Source organism: Ectopseudomonas alcaliphila, assembly GCF_900101755.1.
Lineage (GTDB): Bacteria > Pseudomonadota > Gammaproteobacteria > Pseudomonadales > Pseudomonadaceae > Aquipseudomonas > Aquipseudomonas alcaliphila.
On the sequence record NZ_FNAE01000002.1, the window covers coordinates 158,339 to 174,460 of the forward strand.

Below are 16,122 nucleotides of genomic sequence, written 5' to 3' on the forward strand. Positions count from 1 at the left end.
CGAGATCCAGTATGTTCAGATTTATTTTAATCGCATTTCTTGTAACCGGGTGTTCCTCTAAAGACAACCATCCCAGCTGGATAAAAACGCCTATTCCAGATGATGACATGTCACTTAAAGAACACATCCACAACAATCACTTGGACGTTAATCAGACCAAAGAATATCCGGGATACCAAGAACCACTAAAAATTGCAGTTCTACAAGTTGGCACAAAATACGTAATCGGCGACTGGGAAGATGAAGCGCCTGGAATCAGGGCGATTGATACTCTTCTGCTCGAAGGTCTCACAATGGGTGAAGTTGAGCATGAGCAATGTGTGCGCACTGCGAGCCTGCTGACTCGACTGGGTGAAAAGACCCCAGAGAATCGTGATGTTTTTGAGTTCCGCGCCAACAAGCTGTCCATTATCTGCGAGCACATTAAATCTAAAAGTAACCAAGAGGCGCCAAATAATAGGGGACACTGAGGAATCCCCAAAACTCTACTCCAGCGCCCGAGCTTGCCAGTGTACCTCGTCACGTAGCAAGAATATTCGGGGACAAAGAATATTCGGGGACAGACCACGAATATCTCCCGCTCTTTAGAATCAATGGGGTCAGAGTCATAGATCAGATACAAAACGATGACTTTGACCCCATTGATTGTCTGCAACAACTGGGCATGCGCGTCGCGCGGCTGATCTCGCCGATTCTCTGAGGCCACGCACGGTGCCTGGTTTCGCCTGCTCAGGGCCCACACGGAAACTTTGAACGGGCCCGAAGGCGCGGCTATGGTTACCGAAGCGAGCCGCTGTTAGCCGTCAGCGAGACCCTGCCTGCCATGAAAACACGCCCTGCCCTGCTGCTCAGTCTGTGCCTGTTCGTTCTGCCCGTCGTGGCGCAGGAAGAGATTCGCGTCGGCGTCGAACTGCAGCCCTATCAGCCTTACTCGGATGTACAGGGCGGTGAGTACCGCGGCTACGCCCGCGACCTGCTGGACGCCTTCGCTGCCGAGTCCGGCTATCGCTTCGTCTACACGCCGCTACCGGTTCGGCGTCTGCTCAGTGATTTTCTCGCTGGCCGGGTCGATCTCAAGTTCCCCGACCATCCGCAATGGAACGCCGACCAGAAGGCTGGTCACGCGGTGCGCTACAGCGATCCGGCAGCGCCCTACGTCGACGGCATTCTGGTCAAGCCGCAGCACCTCGGTCAGGGCATGCAGCGCATCGAGCTGCTTGGCACGCAGAACGGCTTCACGCCCTGGCCGTATCTCTCCGAGATTCGCGGCGGGCGTATCCGCCTGATCCAGGCCAACCAGATCCAATCACTGCTGCTCATGGCCAGCAGCGACCGCCTCGACGCCGTCTACCTCAATCCCAAGGTAGTGGCTCACCAGCTCGGGCAGATGGGCATGGCAACCGACAGCCTGGTGTTCGACCCGGCGCTGCCACACGTGGAGGATCACTACTACCTGTCGAGCATCCGCCACCCGCAACTGATCGAGGCGTTCAACCGTTTTCTCGAAGAGCGCGCCGAGCAGGTCGCGGCGATACGTTTACGCCACGGCCTGTAGCATTAGCGCTGCAGCGCTCCACAATCCGCCCCGACCCAACGGGCCCGACTTTCCATGCTGCTCGGCTGGCCGTTGTAGGTGCCCTTGACCTGCGTGGTGAATTCCTTGTCGCTGACGAAGCGCGTCTCCCCTTCGCCCTGAGCATCCGGGCAGCTGAAGCGGAATCGCCACAGCGTCGCACTGCGCTCGAGGATCTCGTTGCTGCAGCCGGAGTCGGGGTCATGCAGGGGTATTTCCTGAGCCTTGATCTGCTCGGCGGTAAGGCACATCTGCACGCCACCGGCACCGAGCTTGATGCCCTGCTCGGCCATCATGCTCTCCATCATCTGGCGCTGTTCGGGCGGCAGGTTCTGCATCTGCGCCAGCATTTCCTCCATGCCGGGCATGGCCTGGCCGCCCACCTGCATGTTGTGCGAGCTGACTTCCCAGACGCCTGGCTGAATATCCAGGGCGCTGGCCGCCAGGGGTGAAAGGCAAAAGACGAGCGGGAGTGCGGAGCGAAAGAGTGGGCGCATGACGAGTCTCCTGAGCAGGTGGTTGACCAAGCCTAGCAGGCTGCAGACGAACAAAACCCCCACAGGCTCGCGCCGCATGGGGGTTCTCTTCTTTGCGCCGGCACTTGTGGCGCCGGGAGCCTGGGTCCGCTCTGGCGAACCTAACCCGCGTCAGCCGCGGGGGAGCTCAGCTCGCAGCTCCAGAGTTCCAACGCCGGCTGGCTCGCTTGTGGCGGGCCGAGCCAGTCGCTCATCGGGCGACAACGCTGGTCGAAACACAGTTGGTAATCCCCGGCCTCGGGCGTACGCCCGACTCGCAGGGGTTGCAAAGGCGGTAGCTGACGCTGGTAGTGCCAGCTGCCATTGCGCAGTTCGGCGCCGTCGGGAATTTCCATTCCGGCGCCGGAACCCTTGACCCGCGCCTCACCGAGAACCAGGCCCTCGGCGGTGACGCGGTAATCCTCTTCCCAGCGAACCTTCTCGATGGTGTGGGTCCAGGCCAGGGTGAAGGCCGGCGTGGGCAACTCTGCCCATACCGCGCCGGCCAAGCCCAGGCACAGACCGATCACGCTGCCGCAGCCTCGGCACGACGGGCGCGCCAGAAGTGCTGAGCGAGGAAGATGGCGCTGAGGGCAAAACCGACTTCATCACTGATCGGCGTGGCCAGAATCAGGCTGGCACCAGCGGCCAGGCCGAGGATGCGCTCCCACCAGGTCAGCTTGGCCTGCAGGAAGCCGGTGAACACCACGCCCCAGATACCGATGGCCAGCGCCGCCTTGAACAGCACGTAGAAGGTCGCCAGCAGGCTGTCGCCCTGCAGCATCAGCGCCGGCGCATACACCGCCATGAACGGCACGACGAAGCCGGCGATGGCGATACGGATCGCCCACAGGCTGATCTTCAGGCCACGCTCCTTGGCGATCGGCGCGGCGGCGAAGCAGGCCAGCGCCACCGGCGGCGTGAGGTCGGCCATGATGCCGAAGTAGAAGACGAACATGTGCGAGACGATCAGCGGCACGCCCAGCTCCAGCAGGGCCGGCGCGGCAATCGAGCTGGTGATGATGTAGTTGGGGATGGTCGGAATACCCATGCCCAGCACCAGGCAGGTGAGCATGGTCAGCACCAGCGACAGGAACAGGTTGTCCTGGCCGATGGCGAGGATGTAACCGGCGAAGGTGGACGCCACCCCGGTCAACGACACCACACCGATGATCACGCCGACCAGAGCACAGGCGATACCGACTGGCACCGCGTGACGCGCACCTTCGACCAGCGCGTGCAGGCACAGAGTCAGGGTTTCACGACCGCCCTTGACGAACCAGCAGACCGCCACCAGCGCCGCGATGACGCCGAACACCACGCCGATGCCGAGCTGGAAGAAGCCGGCGCAGAGCACGCCCAGGGCGATCCAGAAGGCGAAGCGCATGACCTTGGACGAGACCCGCAGGATGATCGCCGAGCCGAGGATGACCATGGCGGTCAGGGCCAGGCCAACGGTACCGGAGAACAGCGGGGTACGACCCGAGAACAGCAGGTAGATGAGGATGAACAGCGGGATCAGCAGGAACCAGCGCTCACGCACGGCCTTCCACGGGTTCGGACATTCCTCCTTGGGCAGGCCGCGCAGGTTGGCGCGCTTGGCCTCCAGATGGACCATCCAGAACACCGAACCGAAGTACAGCAGCGCCGGGATCAGCGCGGCCTTGGCCACTTCGAAGAACGGCACGTTGATGGTCTCGGCCATGATGAAGGCCACGGCGCCCATGATCGGCGGCATGATCTGGCTGCCCATCGACGAGGTCGCCTCGACGCCGCCAGCGAAGGCCGGGCGATAGCCGAAGCGCTTCATCAGCGGGATGGTGAACTGCCCGGTGGTGACCACGTTGGCCACACCGGAACCGGTGATGGTGCCCATCAGCGCCGAAGACACCACCGACACCTTGGCCGGGCCGCCAACCTTGTGACCGAACAGGCCCATGGCGAAATCGGTGAACAGCCTGATCATCCCGGCCTGCTCGAGGAAGGCGCCAAACAGGATGAACAGGAAAATGTAGGTGGCCGAGACGTAGGTCGGCGTGCCGTAGAGGCCTTCGGTACCGAAGGCCAGCTGGTTGACGATCTGGTCGAAGCCGTAGCCGCGGTGCATCAGGTCGCCCGGCAGGTACTGGCCGAGCATGCCATAGGCGAGAAACAGCGCGCAGATGATCGGCAGGGCGATGCCCATGACCCGGCGCGCAGCTTCGAATACCAGCACGATGAGGGTGATGCCGATGATCATGTCGCTGGTGGTCATGTCACCGGAACGCTGGATCAGGTCCGCCTCGAAATACCACTGGTAGATCGCCGTGGCCATGCCGGCCAGGCCCAGCAGCCAGGCCAGCGGCTGCCAGGGGCGCTTGGCGCCGAAAGCCGGAAGGCTGATGAACACTACCAGCAACAGGAAGCCGACGTGCACCGCGCGCAGCACCTGGGTAGATACCGGGTGGAAGGCCGCGGTAACGATCTGGAAGATGGAAAACAGCAGCGCGACGGCGAACAACGCCTTCGGCCAGTCGGACGGGCTGGCGCCCATACCCTGATTCTGCTCACTCATGGAGTGCAAACCTCATGACTACTTCGATACGGGGACAGAGTCGCCAACAAAACCCACCGTCCATGAACGCCGGTTTTATTCGCGATTCTGTGAAGACCGGACCGTGGCGCAGAGGCCACGGTCCGAGCCGTCATTACAGCGCGCCGGCTTCCTTGTAGAAGCGCTCGGCACCCGGGTGCAGCGGGATCGGCAGGTTCTGCGTAGCGGTTTCCAGCTTGATGTCCTGAGCCGCGGAGTGAGCGGTGCCCAGGCGGCCGAGGTTGTCGAACATCAGCTTGGTCATCTGGTAGGCCACTTCGTCGGACACGCCTTCGTGGGTGACCAGGATGTTGGTGATGGCCACGGTGGGCACGTCGGCGTCCTGACCGTCGTAGGTGCCAGCCGGGATGGTGGCGGCCTCGTAGGCGGCGTTGTCGATCTTCGCGGTCACTTCGGCCGGGATGGCGACGAAGCTGATCTTCATGGTCGAGGCCAGGTCACGGATGGCGGCCATGCCCAGACCGGAGGACTGCAGGGTAGCGTCCAGCTGGCGGTTCTTGATCAGCTCGACCGACTCGGCGTACGGCAGGAACTCGACCTTGCCCATGTCTTTGTAGGTCAGGCCAGCGGCTTCGAAGATGGCGCGAGCGTTGAGCTCGGTGCCGGACTTCGGCGCGCCGACGGAGATGCGCTTGCCCTTGAGGTCTTCCAGGGTCTTGATACCGGATTCAGCGTTGGCAACGATCTGGATGTAGTTCGGGTAGGTACCGGCGATGGCGCGGATCTTCTTCAGCGGTGTCTTGAAGCCAGCGTCCTCGACGCCGTTCCAGGCATCGGCTACCGAGTCACCGAGGGCAAAAGCCAGCTCACCGCGACCAGCCTGGAGCAGGTTGAGGTTTTCCACCGACGCCTTGGTCGCCTGGACCGAGGTCTTGGAGCCCTCGATGCCGTTGCTGTAGAGCTGCGAAAGGGCCACGCCGATCGGGTAGTACACGCCGCTGGTACCACCGGTGAGCACGTTGATGAACGTCGGGGCTGCGAGCACTGCGGTGCTGGCAGTAATGGCCGCGGCAGCGGCGAACAGGCTGAGTTTCTTGGTCAGTCGCATGGAAGTATCTCCGTCGTTGTTATTGGCTATATGCAGAGTTTCACTCTAGACGACGCCACACAGGCAGCGTCGGCGTTGCGCGATCAGCAGCGCAGGGTGCAGCGTAGGACAAGAGCCGCGGCAGGCGCGGTGGGGAGGCGGCCCATGCACGGCAGCGAGTGCGGCATGGCGCGAGGGGCATGGCAGTTCATGGGCTGACCTCTTGTCGTTGTTATGGTCGCCACGTCGGCAAGATGCTGCGCGGCTGTACCTGTCATAGCAGATGCCGTGCCAGGGCCTGAAAAGCCCGAGATAGAGAGGTTTTATCGATAGACCAACGGGTCACTGAGCGGGAAATCGCCTACCTTTGTGACAGGGTCGGCAAAATTCCGCTTATCGCTCGCCTGGGTGCGGACCAGCACAGCCATGTCGCGTAGGAGCCCGCTTGCGGGCGATCATCCTAACCCTATCGCCGGCAAGCCGGCTCCTACAGGGCGTGGCTTATTCCTCGCCGCCTGGCAGGTAATCACCGCGCGCCAGGCCATGGCGCTGCATCTTCTCGTTGAGGGTGCGGCGCGGCAGCTGCAGCATTTCCATCACTGCGCTGATGTTGCCCTGGCATTGCAGCAGGGCGTTGTGCAGGCACTGCGCCTCGAAGGCCTCCATCTGCTGCGCCAGCGCCTGACCGGCGAAGCGCTCGGCCGGCGGCGGGCTGGACAGCCCCAGGGCATGGCGCTCGGCGGCGTTGATCAGCTCACGCACGTTGCCCGGCCAGTCATGGCCGAGCAGGCGCGCCAGTTCGCTCGGGGCCAGTGGCGGCGCTTCGCGACCATGACGTTGCGCTGCCTCGTGGGCGAAATGCTCGAACAGCAGGGGAATGTCCTCGCGACGCTCGCGCAGCGGCGGAATGTGCAGGGTGGCGACGTTGAGGCGGTACACCAGGTCCTCGCGGAAACGCCCGGCCTTGACCTCGTCGAGCAGATCCGGCTTGGCCGCACTGATCACCCGCAGGTCGACCTGGATGCTCTTGTTCGAGCCGAGGCGTTCCAGGGTCTTTTCCTGCAGCACACGCAGCAGTTTGACCTGTTGCGCCAGCGGCAGACTCTCCACCTCGTCGAGGAACAGGGTACCGCCATCGGCATGCTCGATACGGCCGATGCGCCGCGCCTGGGCCCCGGTGAAGGCGCCGCTCTCGTGGCCGAACAGCTCGCTTTCGAAGATGGTCTCGGGAATCGCCGCACAGTTCAGCGCGGCGAAGGCCTTGCTGGCTCGCGGGCTGAAGTCGTGCAGGCTGCGCGCCACCCGCTCCTTGCCGCTACCGGTCTCGCCGCGAATGAGCACGTTGACCGAGGTGCCGGCCAGTTCGAGGATCTGCCGGCGCAGGTTTTCCATCGGCCGCGAAATGCCGATCAGCTGGCTTTCGATACGGCCCTTGTCGGCCACCTGCCGACGCAGCTGGCGGTTCTCGCAGACCAGGCGACGCTTGTCCGGCGCACGACGCACGCTGTCGAGCAGACGTTCGGGGGTGAAGGGTTTCTCGATGAAGTCATAGGCACCCTGGCGCAGCGCCTGCACCGCCATGGGTACATCGCCATGGCCGGTAACCAGGATCACCGGCAGGTCGGTGTCCACCTGCAGCAGCTTGTCGAGCAGTTGCAGACCATCGCTGCCGGGCATGCGCACATCGCTGACGACGATGCCGGGAAAGTCGCGGTCGACCAGAGCCAGCGCTTCGGCCGCGCTGGCGCAGGTACGCACGGTGAAACCGGACAGCTCCAGCCACTGCTGCACCGCCTCGCGAATCGCCGCTTCGTCGTCGACCACTATGACCTGAACGCTCATGGCACCTCCTCTTGAGAACGGCGGGCAGTGTAGCCCGACGAATGCAATCCGGGGGAACGACCGGTGCGCATGGCGCACCCTGGGATCAGGCAGCGCCGCGCAGAAAGCACCACCCCACCCCAGGTCCGCCGATATGCCCCGTGTAGGAGCCGGCTTGCCGGCGATAGGCCTGTGTGGCACGGAGCATCGCCCGCGAGCGGGCTCCTACAAGGCATGCGCGCAGCCATCCGGGTTACGGCGCCGCCGGCAGCCTCAGGGTAAACACCGCGCCCAGCTCACCATTGTGCGCCTCCAGCGTGCCGCCGAGATCGCGCACGATACCGTAGGACACCGCCAGCCCGAGCCCGAGGCCCTGCCCCACCGGCTTGGTGGTGAAGAAGGGCTCGAAGACCCGACCGAGGGTTTCTTCGGCGATGCCGCCGCCACTGTCCTCGACGCTGAGCAGGCAGCCGCCGTCTTCACGGACGATGCGCACCAGGAGGATGCGCGTCTCGCTCTCGGCCATGGCATCGAGGGCGTTGTGCAGCAGATTGAGGATCACCTGCTCGATGCGGATGGCATCGCCGAGCACCTCGGCCTCGTCGTCGATCTGCGTGCGCAGCTCCACCTGCTCGCTGCGCATGCGCGGCGCCAGTAACTGCAAGGCCTGCTCCAGCACATCGCCCAGGCACAGGCGCTCGCTGAGGCCGGCCGGAGTCTTGCGGGCGAAGGTCTTGAGGTGGCCGGTCAGCGCGGCCATGCGCTGCAGCAGCCCATCGATACGCTGCAGACCGTCGCGCACCGCTTCCGGCCGACCGCTGTCGAGCAGCAGGCGCAGGCTGCCGAGCTGCATCTGCAAGGCGGTCAGCGGCTGATTGATTTCGTGCGCCAGGGCCGCCGACATCTGCCCCAGGGCCGCCATCTTGGCGGCATGCACCAGGCCGTCCTGGGCTTCGCGCAGCTCAGCGGTGCGCAACGCCACCTCGCGCTCCAGGCGCTCGCGGATGCCGGCCTGCAGGCGCTGGTTCTTGCGGCGCTGGGCGAGGAACAGCAGCAGGAAAGCGCAGGTCATCCACACGCCGGCAGCGGCCAGGCGATAGCTGCGCACGCTGTCGGCCAGGCCGACCGGCTCGCTGAGCAGATGCAGGGTCCAGCCCTCTTCGGGCATGTGCAGACGCTGCCAAAGATAGTCGCGATTACCGTCGGGGCCGTCGACCCGCGCCCAGTCCGCATCGGCATCGATATGCCGATGCACCTGATGCGCCAGCGGCTGCAGCGCCTGCTCGGCATAGCGGCGCACCTCCACCAGTTCGGCACGCGCCTGCTCGTCGAGCGGCTGCAGCGCGCGGAAACGCCAGATCGGCTTGTTGCTGAGGATCACCACCTGATAGCTGTCGGCGACCAGCAACACGCCGGGCTGGCCAACCCATTCGCGCTGCAGGTCCTCCAGCTCCAGCTTGACCACCAGCACGCCGAGCAGCTCGCCCTTGTCATCGCGCACCACGTGGGAGAGGAAATAACCGGGAATACCGGTGGTCACGCCCACCGCGAAATAGCGTGCGCCACCATCGCGCAGAGCGTTCTGGAAATACGGCCGGAAGGCGTAGTTGTTGCCGACGAAGCTGCTCCAGTCGCGCCAGTTGCTGGCCACCAGGGTTTCGCCCTGGGCATCGAGCAGGTACAGCACGGTGGAGCCGGCAGCCGCGTTGAGCCGTTCCAGGCGCTGGTTCAGTGCCAGGCGCAACTGGCGATCATGCGGCGCGCGCAGCAGGCTGCGGATGTCGCTGTCCAGCGCCAGCACTTCGGGCACCGAGCTGAAGCGCTCGACCAGGGTGCGGATCGACTGGGCATAGAGCTGCAACTGCCCGCGCGCCTCGACGCTGCGCTCGTCCCAGGCGCGATGCTCGGCATGCCGTCCACCAAGCCAGAGGCTCAGCAGCAAACCGGCGAGAATCGCCAGAACGGTGAACAGTACGCGGTGACGATGCTGTTGCGGCAGGGGCATGGGCGGCTCGTGGGGTCGGCTCGAGGCGCATGTTAACCCATCATGAGTAGAGGTCAGCGCGCGTCCACGGCAGATCATGGCCACCGTCGTCACGTGGCTTCACCGCCAGGATCTGATGCAGGTTCATCCAGCCATGCTGGAAGCCGTAGGCGCAGCCGGCCAGGTACAGACGCCAGATGCGCAGGGACTTTTCCGGCACCCACTGCGCGGCCTTCTGCAGGCGCCGCTCCAGCCCCTGGCTCCACAGCTGCAGGGTACGCGCATAGTGCAGGCGCAGGCTTTCGACATCGACGATCTCCAACCCCGCCTCGCTGATTGCCCTGGCGATGGTCGCCAGGTGCGGCAACTCTCCCTGCGGGAATACGTAGCGGTCGATGAACTCACCCGCACCTCGACCAACCGGGCGGCCGTCGGTGAAGCGCGAGGTGATGCCATGGTTCATCACCAGGCCACCGGCCTTGACCGCACCGAACAGGCGCTGGCAATACAGCGGCAGATTGGCGTGACCGACATGCTCGAACATGCCGACGCTGACCACCTTGTCGAAACGACCGTCCTGCGGCAGGTCACGGTAGTCCAGCAGCTCCAGGGTCACGCGCCCTTGCAGGCCTTCTTCGGCCACGCGCTGCAGGCCCAGTTCCAGCTGCGCCTTGCTGAGAGTGATGCCGTACACCTGCGCGCCGCATTCACGTGCGGCAAAGCGCGCCAGGCCGCCCCAGCCGCAACCAACGTCGAGCAGCCTGTCACCCGGCTGCAGGCGCAGCTTGCGGCACAGGTGGCGCAGCTTGGCCTGCTGGGCCTGGTTCAGGTCTTCCTCGCCGGTTTCGAAGTAGGCGCAGGAATAGACCATGTCGCGATCCAGCCACAGTCGGTAGAACTCGTTGGACAGGTCGTAGTGGTAGCTGATGGCGGCGGCGTCGCTGCGCTTGTCATGCGCGGCATGCTGCTCCACCGGAGGGGGCTCGTCGCCGAGCAGCGCAGTGCTCAGGGCATCGCCGACCTCGATGGCTTCTTCGATGGGGCCCTCCAGATCCACCCGTCCCTCGACATAGGCGGCGCCCAGGGCATCCAGGCTGGGATGGGCCAGTTGCGCGACCAGGCTGGGGTCCTTGACCACCAGCGTCACCCTGGGTGTGGGCCCCAGATCGATCTGCTTGCCGTCCCACAATTTCACCCGCAGCGGTATTTGCAGATCACGAAACGCGGCGGTCAATTGCGCAAGCATGGTCATCTCCCCCTGGCCAGGAGTGTGTCTTACAGAGACTAGTTCAGATGACCTTTGCACCCTTGCAGCAGTTCGATCCTGGCGACTAGCGGCGCCTCAGCAGAGCGACGAAGAACGCCCCGCCGATGGCGGCGGTTACGATGCCGATGGGCAGGTCCTGCGGCGCCAGCCAGGTGCGCGCGGCGACATCGACCCAGACCAGGAACAGCGCACCGAGCAGCGCCGCCACCGGCAACACGCGACGGTGCTCGGCGCCGACCAGAAAGCGCGCCACGTGCGGCAGCATCAGACCGACGAAACCGATGGCACCGGACAGCGACACCAGCACGCCGGTGAGCAAGGACGCCACCACGAACACCAGCAGACGCACCCGGCGCGGGTCCAGCCCCAGGCTCACGGCGCTCTGCTCGCCGGCCATCAGCGCGTTCAACGCGCGGCCCAGGCCGAGCAGCACCGCCAGGGCCAGCGCCAGGCACAGCGCCGGTAGCCACAGCAGCTCCCAGCGCGCCAGACCGAGGCCGCCGAGCATCCAGAACAGTACCGAGCTGGCCGCGTGCGGGTTGCCCAGGTACAGCAACAGGTTGCTGGCCGCCATCATCACGAAGGACACCGCCACCCCGGCCAACAGCAGGCGGTCGCTCTGCAGCCGCCCGCTGCGACTGGCGATGGCCAACACCAGCAGCATGCTCGCCAGCGCACCGACGAAGGCCGCCAGCGGCAGACTGAGCAGCCCGGCGAATTCGCCCAGGTAGAGCACCACGATTACCGCACCGAACGCCGCGCCGGAACTGACACCGAGCAGGTGCGGGTCGGCCAGCGGGTTGCGCGTCACCGCCTGCAGCGCCGTGCCGACCAGTGCCAGGCCGGCACCCACCAACGCGCCGAGCAGCACCCGTGGCGCACGCAGGTGCCAGACGATGCTGTCCTGGCCGACGCTCACCGCCACCTCGGGCGCGATGCCGAACAAATGCTGGCCAAGGATCGCCAGCACCCGCTCGAGCGGCACCTGCGCCGCGCCGAAGACCAGCGACAGCGCACAGGACAGCGCCAGCAATGCGGCCAGGCCGAGCAGCAGCAGGCGAAAACGCGTCACTGCGCGAATGCCTCGGGATGCAGCGCGGCAGCCAGCGTCTCGATGGCCGCGGCGTTGTCCAGGCTCGGCGTGACGGCGAGATAGGAGAGCACCACGAAGCGCCTGTCGCGGATAGCAGTGACGCCCTGCAGTGCAGGATGCTGCAGGAGGAAGTCACGTTTCTGCGCCGCCGTGCGCTCGCCATAGTCGACGATCAGGATCAGCTCCGGGTCCTGCTCCACCACCGTCTCCCAACCCACCTTCATCCAGTTGGCCGCCACCCCATCCATCACGTTGCGCCCACCGGCCGCCTCGATCAGCGGCTGCGGCATGCCCAGACGCCCCGCACTGAAGGGCACATCCTCGCCGCTGTCGTAGACAAACACACGCGGCCGCGTCGGTTGCTCGCCAAGCCGCGCGCCTACCGCTGCTACCCGCGCCTGCATGCCCTGCACCAGAACCTCGGCGCGCGCCTCGACAGCGAAGATGCGGCCGAGGTTGCGCAGGTCGTTGTAGACATCATCGAGGCTGGCGACGCGGCCAGGCATGACGTGCGCGCAGGACTCACTCAGCTCGTAGACCGGAATGCCGAAGCGCTCCAGGCTGGCCGGGGTGACCTCGCCGCCGATACGCATGCCGTAGTTCCAGCCGGCGAAGAAGAAGTCGGCGCCGGCGGCGAGCAGATTTTCCAGCGACGGATAACGCGCCGCCAGTTCGGGCAGCCCATCGAGTTGCGCCTGCATGCCCGGCTCGACAGTCTTCCAGCCGCTGATGCCGCTGTAACCGACCATGCGCTCCCTCAGACCGAGGTCCAGGAGCATGGCGGTCAGGGTGATGTCGTGGCTGACCGCACGCTGCGGCGGCTGCTCGACGGTCAGTTGGCGGTCGCAGCTGGTGACGGTGGCGGCCCAGGCGGGGCTGGCCAGCAGCAGCGCCGAGAGCACGAGCGTGGGTAGGAGCGGCTTCAGCCGCGAATGGCACAAACTCATCAAACAATCCAGGTAATACGCGGATGACCCGCCAGTGGATGGGTATCGACCAGCGCCCGCACGCCGAACACCTGCTGCAACAGCTCGGCGGTGAGCACCTCGGCGGGCCGACCGACCGCCACCAGGCGCCCCTGATCCAGCACGCAGAGGCGGTCGCAGAAGGCCGCCGCCAGGTTGAGGTCATGAAAGCTAGCCAGGGTCGCCAGGCCCAGCGCCCTGATCTGGCCGAGCAGTTCGAGTTGGTAACGCGGGTCGAGGTGGTTGGTCGGTTCGTCGAGAATCAGCACTTGCGGCTGTTGCACCAGGGCGCGGGCCAGCAGTACGCGCTGCTTCTCGCCACCGGAGAGGCTCGCGAAAGGTTGCTGCGCCAGCGCACTCAGACCCACCCGCGCCAGTGCCTCGCTGACCAGGCGCTGGTCGTCGGCATCGTCGCCATCGAACAGGCCCTTGTGCGGCGTGCGGCCCATGGCCGCCACCTCATGCACGCGCAGGCCGAAGTCCTGCGGGAACTCCTGCAGCAGCACCGCCACGCGCTGTGCACTCCAGCGCGGCGGACGCTGCCACAGCGCCTCGCCGTCCAGTTCGACGCAACCGGCGCTCGGCCGCTGGAAACGGTAGGCGCAGCGCAGCAGACTGGTCTTGCCGCTGCCATTGGGGCCAATCAGCCCGAGCAGTTCGCCGTCGCCAATCTCCAGGTCGATCGCGTCGAGCAGGGTGCGTTGCCCGTCCGGCGACCAGGCCAGATCGCGGATGTGCAGGCGTGGCCCAGGCGCCGCCGTACGGCGGCTCGGTGCTGGCACGAGCAGGCTGGAGGGCCAGCCCAATCGGATACTCACTGACACGGGAAAACTCCACTTGCAGGTCCCTGCCACGCACAGGCGGCGCATGAGCGGGTCGAGGGATGCTTCAAAAGCTGTAATCCGCAGTGACGAAGAACGAACGCGGCGCGCCCAGGTACCACTGCTGGCCATCGCTGCTGGCGCTGGTCGCGTACTGGCGGTCGAACAGGTTGTTCAGCTCCAGGCCCAGACGCACGTCCGGCAATACCTGCCAGGCGATATTGGCGTCGACCACGGTGTAGCCGGGCACCTTGGCGGTGTTGGCGCTATCGGCGTAGCGCGCATCGACATAACGCGCGCCGATACCGGCGTCCACGCCACTGCCGAGGTCCTTGTTCAGCCACAGATTGGCGGTGCGCCTGGGCACGTCGGTCGGGCGATTGCCGCTGCGGTCGCCACCGCCCTCGACGAAGTCGTCGTACTCGGCACGCACGAACGCAGCATTGGCCGCCAGCTGCCAGCCCTGAGCCAGGGCCAGTTGCAGCGTGGCTTCCAGGCCATCTGCGGACTGCTGGCCGACCTGCTCGGTAGGCGAGGTCGGCGTGGCACGGCTGAGCAGCTTCTTCTTGACGATATGGTAGGCGGCCAGCGTCCACTCGCCCTGCCCACCCCAGAATGCCTGCTTGAGGCCGATTTCGCTCTGTTTGGCTTCGCTCAGATCGAACTGCTGCTGAGTCGGGCTCAAGGTCAGCAGGTTGCTCACGCCCTCGGTGCTGGTGGCGTACTGGCCGTAAAGCGACAGCTCCGGGGTCAGCGCGAAGACCAGGCCGGCGCGCCAGTTGTCGCCGCTGAGGCTGCGGTCGACGCTGCTGCCATCGATCAGGTTGTCGCGCTGGATATGCACCTGATCGCGGCGCACGCCGGTCACCAGCGACAGGCGCTCGGTCAGTTGGGTGCGGTTCTCGGCGAACAGCGAGAACTGCCGGGCCAGGTTGCGCTCGCGTGGGCCGTAGCCGAGCGGATCGGTGCTCTGGTACTGACCGCCACCGGAACCGGCGAGCGGCACGCTGTCGCTGAAGCTGCTGGCAAAGTCGTGCTGGCGGGCGAAATGGATACGGTTGTAATCCACGCCCACCACGGTGCGGCTATCGAGGCCGAACAGCGGATGCTCGAGGGTGAAGCTCTGGCGGTCGCCGACCTGTTCCTGGGTGTGCTTGATCTCGTAGAACTCGCCGCGCTCGACCGTATCGCCCGGTTGCCAGCGATACGCCTCGGCATTGCGCCAGTAGCGCTGGGTCTTGATGTAGTAGAGCTGGTTGCTGGCGCTCAGCGCGTCGTTGATGCGCCAGTCGCTCACCAGACGGGTGATCTGGTCGTTGTAGCGAATGTCGGCATTGGCAACGTTGTAGTTGCGTTCGCGGATGCTCTCGCGGTACTTGCCAGCCACCAGCGGCGTGCCGAGATAGCGCTCGGGGCTCTGGTCGCCATGGTCGTGGGACAGGGTGAAGCTCAGGTCGTCATGGGCGTCCCAGCGCAGGGCGGCGCTGAGTGCGACGCTGTCGGAGTCGCCCCGGTCGACCCAGCCATTGCTGGCCTGCTGGTTGACGTTGAAGCGATAGCTCAACGCATCGTTCAGCGAACCGCCGCTGTCCAGCGCGGCCTGGCGGCGGTCGTCGCTGCCGTAGCCGAGGCGTAGCTGGTTGCGGATCTCGCCCGCGAAAGGCTTCTTCGGTACCACATTGATCACCGCGCCAGTGGCGCCTTCACCGTAAAGCACCGAGGCCGGGCCGCGCAGCACGTCGATGCGTGCCACCGACCAGGTGTCCACCGGGAAGGTCACCGTGCCGGCACCGACGTACTGACGGGTGCCGTCGTACAGTTGCATGGTCGCCGCATGGCCGGTGAAGCCGCGCGCCGACAGCGCGGTGCCGCCATTGCCGGGCGAGCCGATGCTGCTGATGCCCGGCGTGCGGGTCACCGCGTCCTGCACCGTCAGGTTGTTGCGCCCACGTACTTCGGCGCCGCTCAGGCTGGAAGTGCTGGCCGGGGTCTGCAGCGCCGAAAGCTCCAGGCGCGAGCCGGACGTGGTGGGCGTATGCAGATCGCTCGCACCTTCCTCGGCAACGTGCGCCTGGACGGTGACGTCAGGGAGATCGACGGGCGATTCGCTGGCCGTGGCCACACCGCCAACCAGCAGCGCGAACGGCAGGGAGCAGTGGCGTAGAACCTGTTGCACGTGAGTGATTCCGGTTTTTTTAGGGAAGCCGTCAGGGCGCTCCAAGCCCTTTGCGTGCGAGTTGAAAGCGGTCAGCTTTGACTCTTTGCAGTCGGTGACTGAAGCGATAATGTTACTGTTATAACATAACATTATCGTTTTTCGCAGGCAGCCGAAATTAGGCTCGAGACGTTCGTCCAGGCCTGAGGAGGAGAGGTTCTTGTAGCGGAAATGGCGCGCCATATTGCTTCCATCGCAAAGAGAAAAGGCACGGCAATCCGATGGAAATGCGCAACAGCAGACGGGGG

13 protein-coding genes are annotated in these 16,122 nt (G+C 65.2%); 2 read left to right on the plus strand and 11 right to left on the minus strand.

Annotated elements, in window-relative coordinates; genetic code table 11:
* The first annotated feature begins 11 nt into the window (after positions 1-11).
* Positions 12-470: a hypothetical protein gene (locus tag BLR77_RS25035; RefSeq protein WP_139202925.1), complete on the plus strand. Its 459-nt coding sequence runs from the start codon at positions 12-14 to the stop codon at positions 468-470.
* 353 nt (positions 471-823) lie between these two features.
* Positions 824-1,555 carry a substrate-binding periplasmic protein gene (locus BLR77_RS09460; protein ID WP_074677079.1) on the plus strand — a complete coding sequence of 244 codons (732 nt, stop codon included), beginning with the start codon at positions 824-826 and terminating at the stop codon, positions 1,553-1,555.
* Between the two features lie 2 nt (positions 1,556-1,557).
* On the opposite strand, the gene BLR77_RS09465 is transcribed toward BLR77_RS09460, so the two are convergent.
* The 11 genes from BLR77_RS09465 to BLR77_RS09515 form a co-directional block, all read right to left on the minus strand.
* Positions 1,558-2,070, minus strand: a complete 513-nt coding sequence (locus BLR77_RS09465; protein WP_074677081.1) for a DUF3617 domain-containing protein — start codon at positions 2,068-2,070, stop codon at positions 1,558-1,560.
* 140 nt (positions 2,071-2,210) lie between these two features.
* Entirely contained in the window at positions 2,211-2,618 is a 408-nt protein-coding gene (locus tag BLR77_RS09470) for a DUF1850 domain-containing protein (RefSeq protein ID WP_074677083.1), read from the minus strand.
* Entirely contained in the window at positions 2,615-4,642 is a 2,028-nt protein-coding gene (locus BLR77_RS09475) for a TRAP transporter permease (protein WP_074677085.1), read from the minus strand. The genes BLR77_RS09470 and BLR77_RS09475 overlap by 4 nt, the downstream gene beginning before the upstream one ends.
* A gap of 133 nt (positions 4,643-4,775) precedes the next feature.
* On the minus strand, positions 4,776-5,729 hold the full coding sequence (locus BLR77_RS09480) for a TAXI family TRAP transporter solute-binding subunit (protein ID WP_074677087.1): 954 nt from the start codon (positions 5,727-5,729) through the stop codon (positions 4,776-4,778).
* Between the two features lie 480 nt (positions 5,730-6,209).
* Positions 6,210-7,550, minus strand: coding sequence for a sigma-54-dependent transcriptional regulator (locus tag BLR77_RS09485; protein ID WP_074677089.1), 1,341 nt, complete (start codon positions 7,548-7,550; stop codon positions 6,210-6,212).
* A gap of 232 nt (positions 7,551-7,782) precedes the next feature.
* Positions 7,783-9,534 (minus strand): sensor histidine kinase, encoded by a 1,752-nt coding sequence (locus BLR77_RS09490; protein ID WP_074677091.1) that lies wholly within the window; start codon positions 9,532-9,534, stop codon positions 7,783-7,785.
* 40 nt (positions 9,535-9,574) lie between these two features.
* Complete coding sequence (gene cfaB, locus BLR77_RS09495; RefSeq protein WP_074677093.1) at positions 9,575-10,759, minus strand: C17 cyclopropane fatty acid synthase CfaB; 1,185 nt, start codon at positions 10,757-10,759, stop codon at positions 9,575-9,577.
* A gap of 85 nt (positions 10,760-10,844) precedes the next feature.
* Positions 10,845-11,852, minus strand: a complete 1,008-nt coding sequence (locus tag BLR77_RS09500) for a FecCD family ABC transporter permease (RefSeq protein ID WP_074677095.1) — start codon at positions 11,850-11,852, stop codon at positions 10,845-10,847.
* A complete protein-coding gene (locus tag BLR77_RS09505; RefSeq protein ID WP_074677097.1) occupies positions 11,849-12,820 on the minus strand; it encodes an ABC transporter substrate-binding protein in 972 nt (323 codons plus the stop codon). Before BLR77_RS09505 ends, BLR77_RS09500 begins: the two co-directional genes overlap by 4 nt.
* Complete coding sequence (locus BLR77_RS09510; RefSeq protein WP_051037280.1) at positions 12,820-13,620, minus strand: ABC transporter ATP-binding protein; 801 nt, start codon at positions 13,618-13,620, stop codon at positions 12,820-12,822. Before BLR77_RS09510 ends, BLR77_RS09505 begins: the two co-directional genes overlap by 1 nt.
* Before the next feature lie 106 nt (positions 13,621-13,726).
* Positions 13,727-15,835, minus strand: coding sequence for a TonB-dependent receptor (locus BLR77_RS09515; RefSeq protein WP_074677099.1), 2,109 nt, complete (start codon positions 15,833-15,835; stop codon positions 13,727-13,729).
* Between the last annotated feature and the right edge of the window lie 287 nt (positions 15,836-16,122).

What these genes read in the sequence shown, in the direction of transcription:
- BLR77_RS09460 (WP_074677079.1), top strand. Translation starts at nt 824, where the DNA reads ATGAAAACACGCCCTGCCCTGCTGCTCAGTCTGTGCCTGTTCGTTCTG.
- BLR77_RS25035 (WP_139202925.1), top strand. Translation starts at nt 12, where the DNA reads ATGTTCAGATTTATTTTAATCGCATTTCTTGTAACCGGGTGTTCCTCT.
- BLR77_RS09485 (WP_074677089.1), bottom strand. Translation starts at nt 7,550, where the DNA reads ATGAGCGTTCAGGTCATAGTGGTCGACGACGAAGCGGCGATTCGCGAG.
- BLR77_RS09480 (WP_074677087.1), bottom strand. Translation starts at nt 5,729, where the DNA reads ATGCGACTGACCAAGAAACTCAGCCTGTTCGCCGCTGCCGCGGCCATT.
- BLR77_RS09465 (WP_074677081.1), bottom strand. Translation starts at nt 2,070, where the DNA reads ATGCGCCCACTCTTTCGCTCCGCACTCCCGCTCGTCTTTTGCCTTTCA.
- BLR77_RS09490 (WP_074677091.1), bottom strand. Translation starts at nt 9,534, where the DNA reads ATGCCCCTGCCGCAACAGCATCGTCACCGCGTACTGTTCACCGTTCTG.
- cfaB (WP_074677093.1), bottom strand. Translation starts at nt 10,759, where the DNA reads ATGCTTGCGCAATTGACCGCCGCGTTTCGTGATCTGCAAATACCGCTG.
- BLR77_RS09475 (WP_074677085.1), bottom strand. Translation starts at nt 4,642, where the DNA reads ATGAGTGAGCAGAATCAGGGTATGGGCGCCAGCCCGTCCGACTGGCCG.
- BLR77_RS09505 (WP_074677097.1), bottom strand. Translation starts at nt 12,820, where the DNA reads ATGAGTTTGTGCCATTCGCGGCTGAAGCCGCTCCTACCCACGCTCGTG.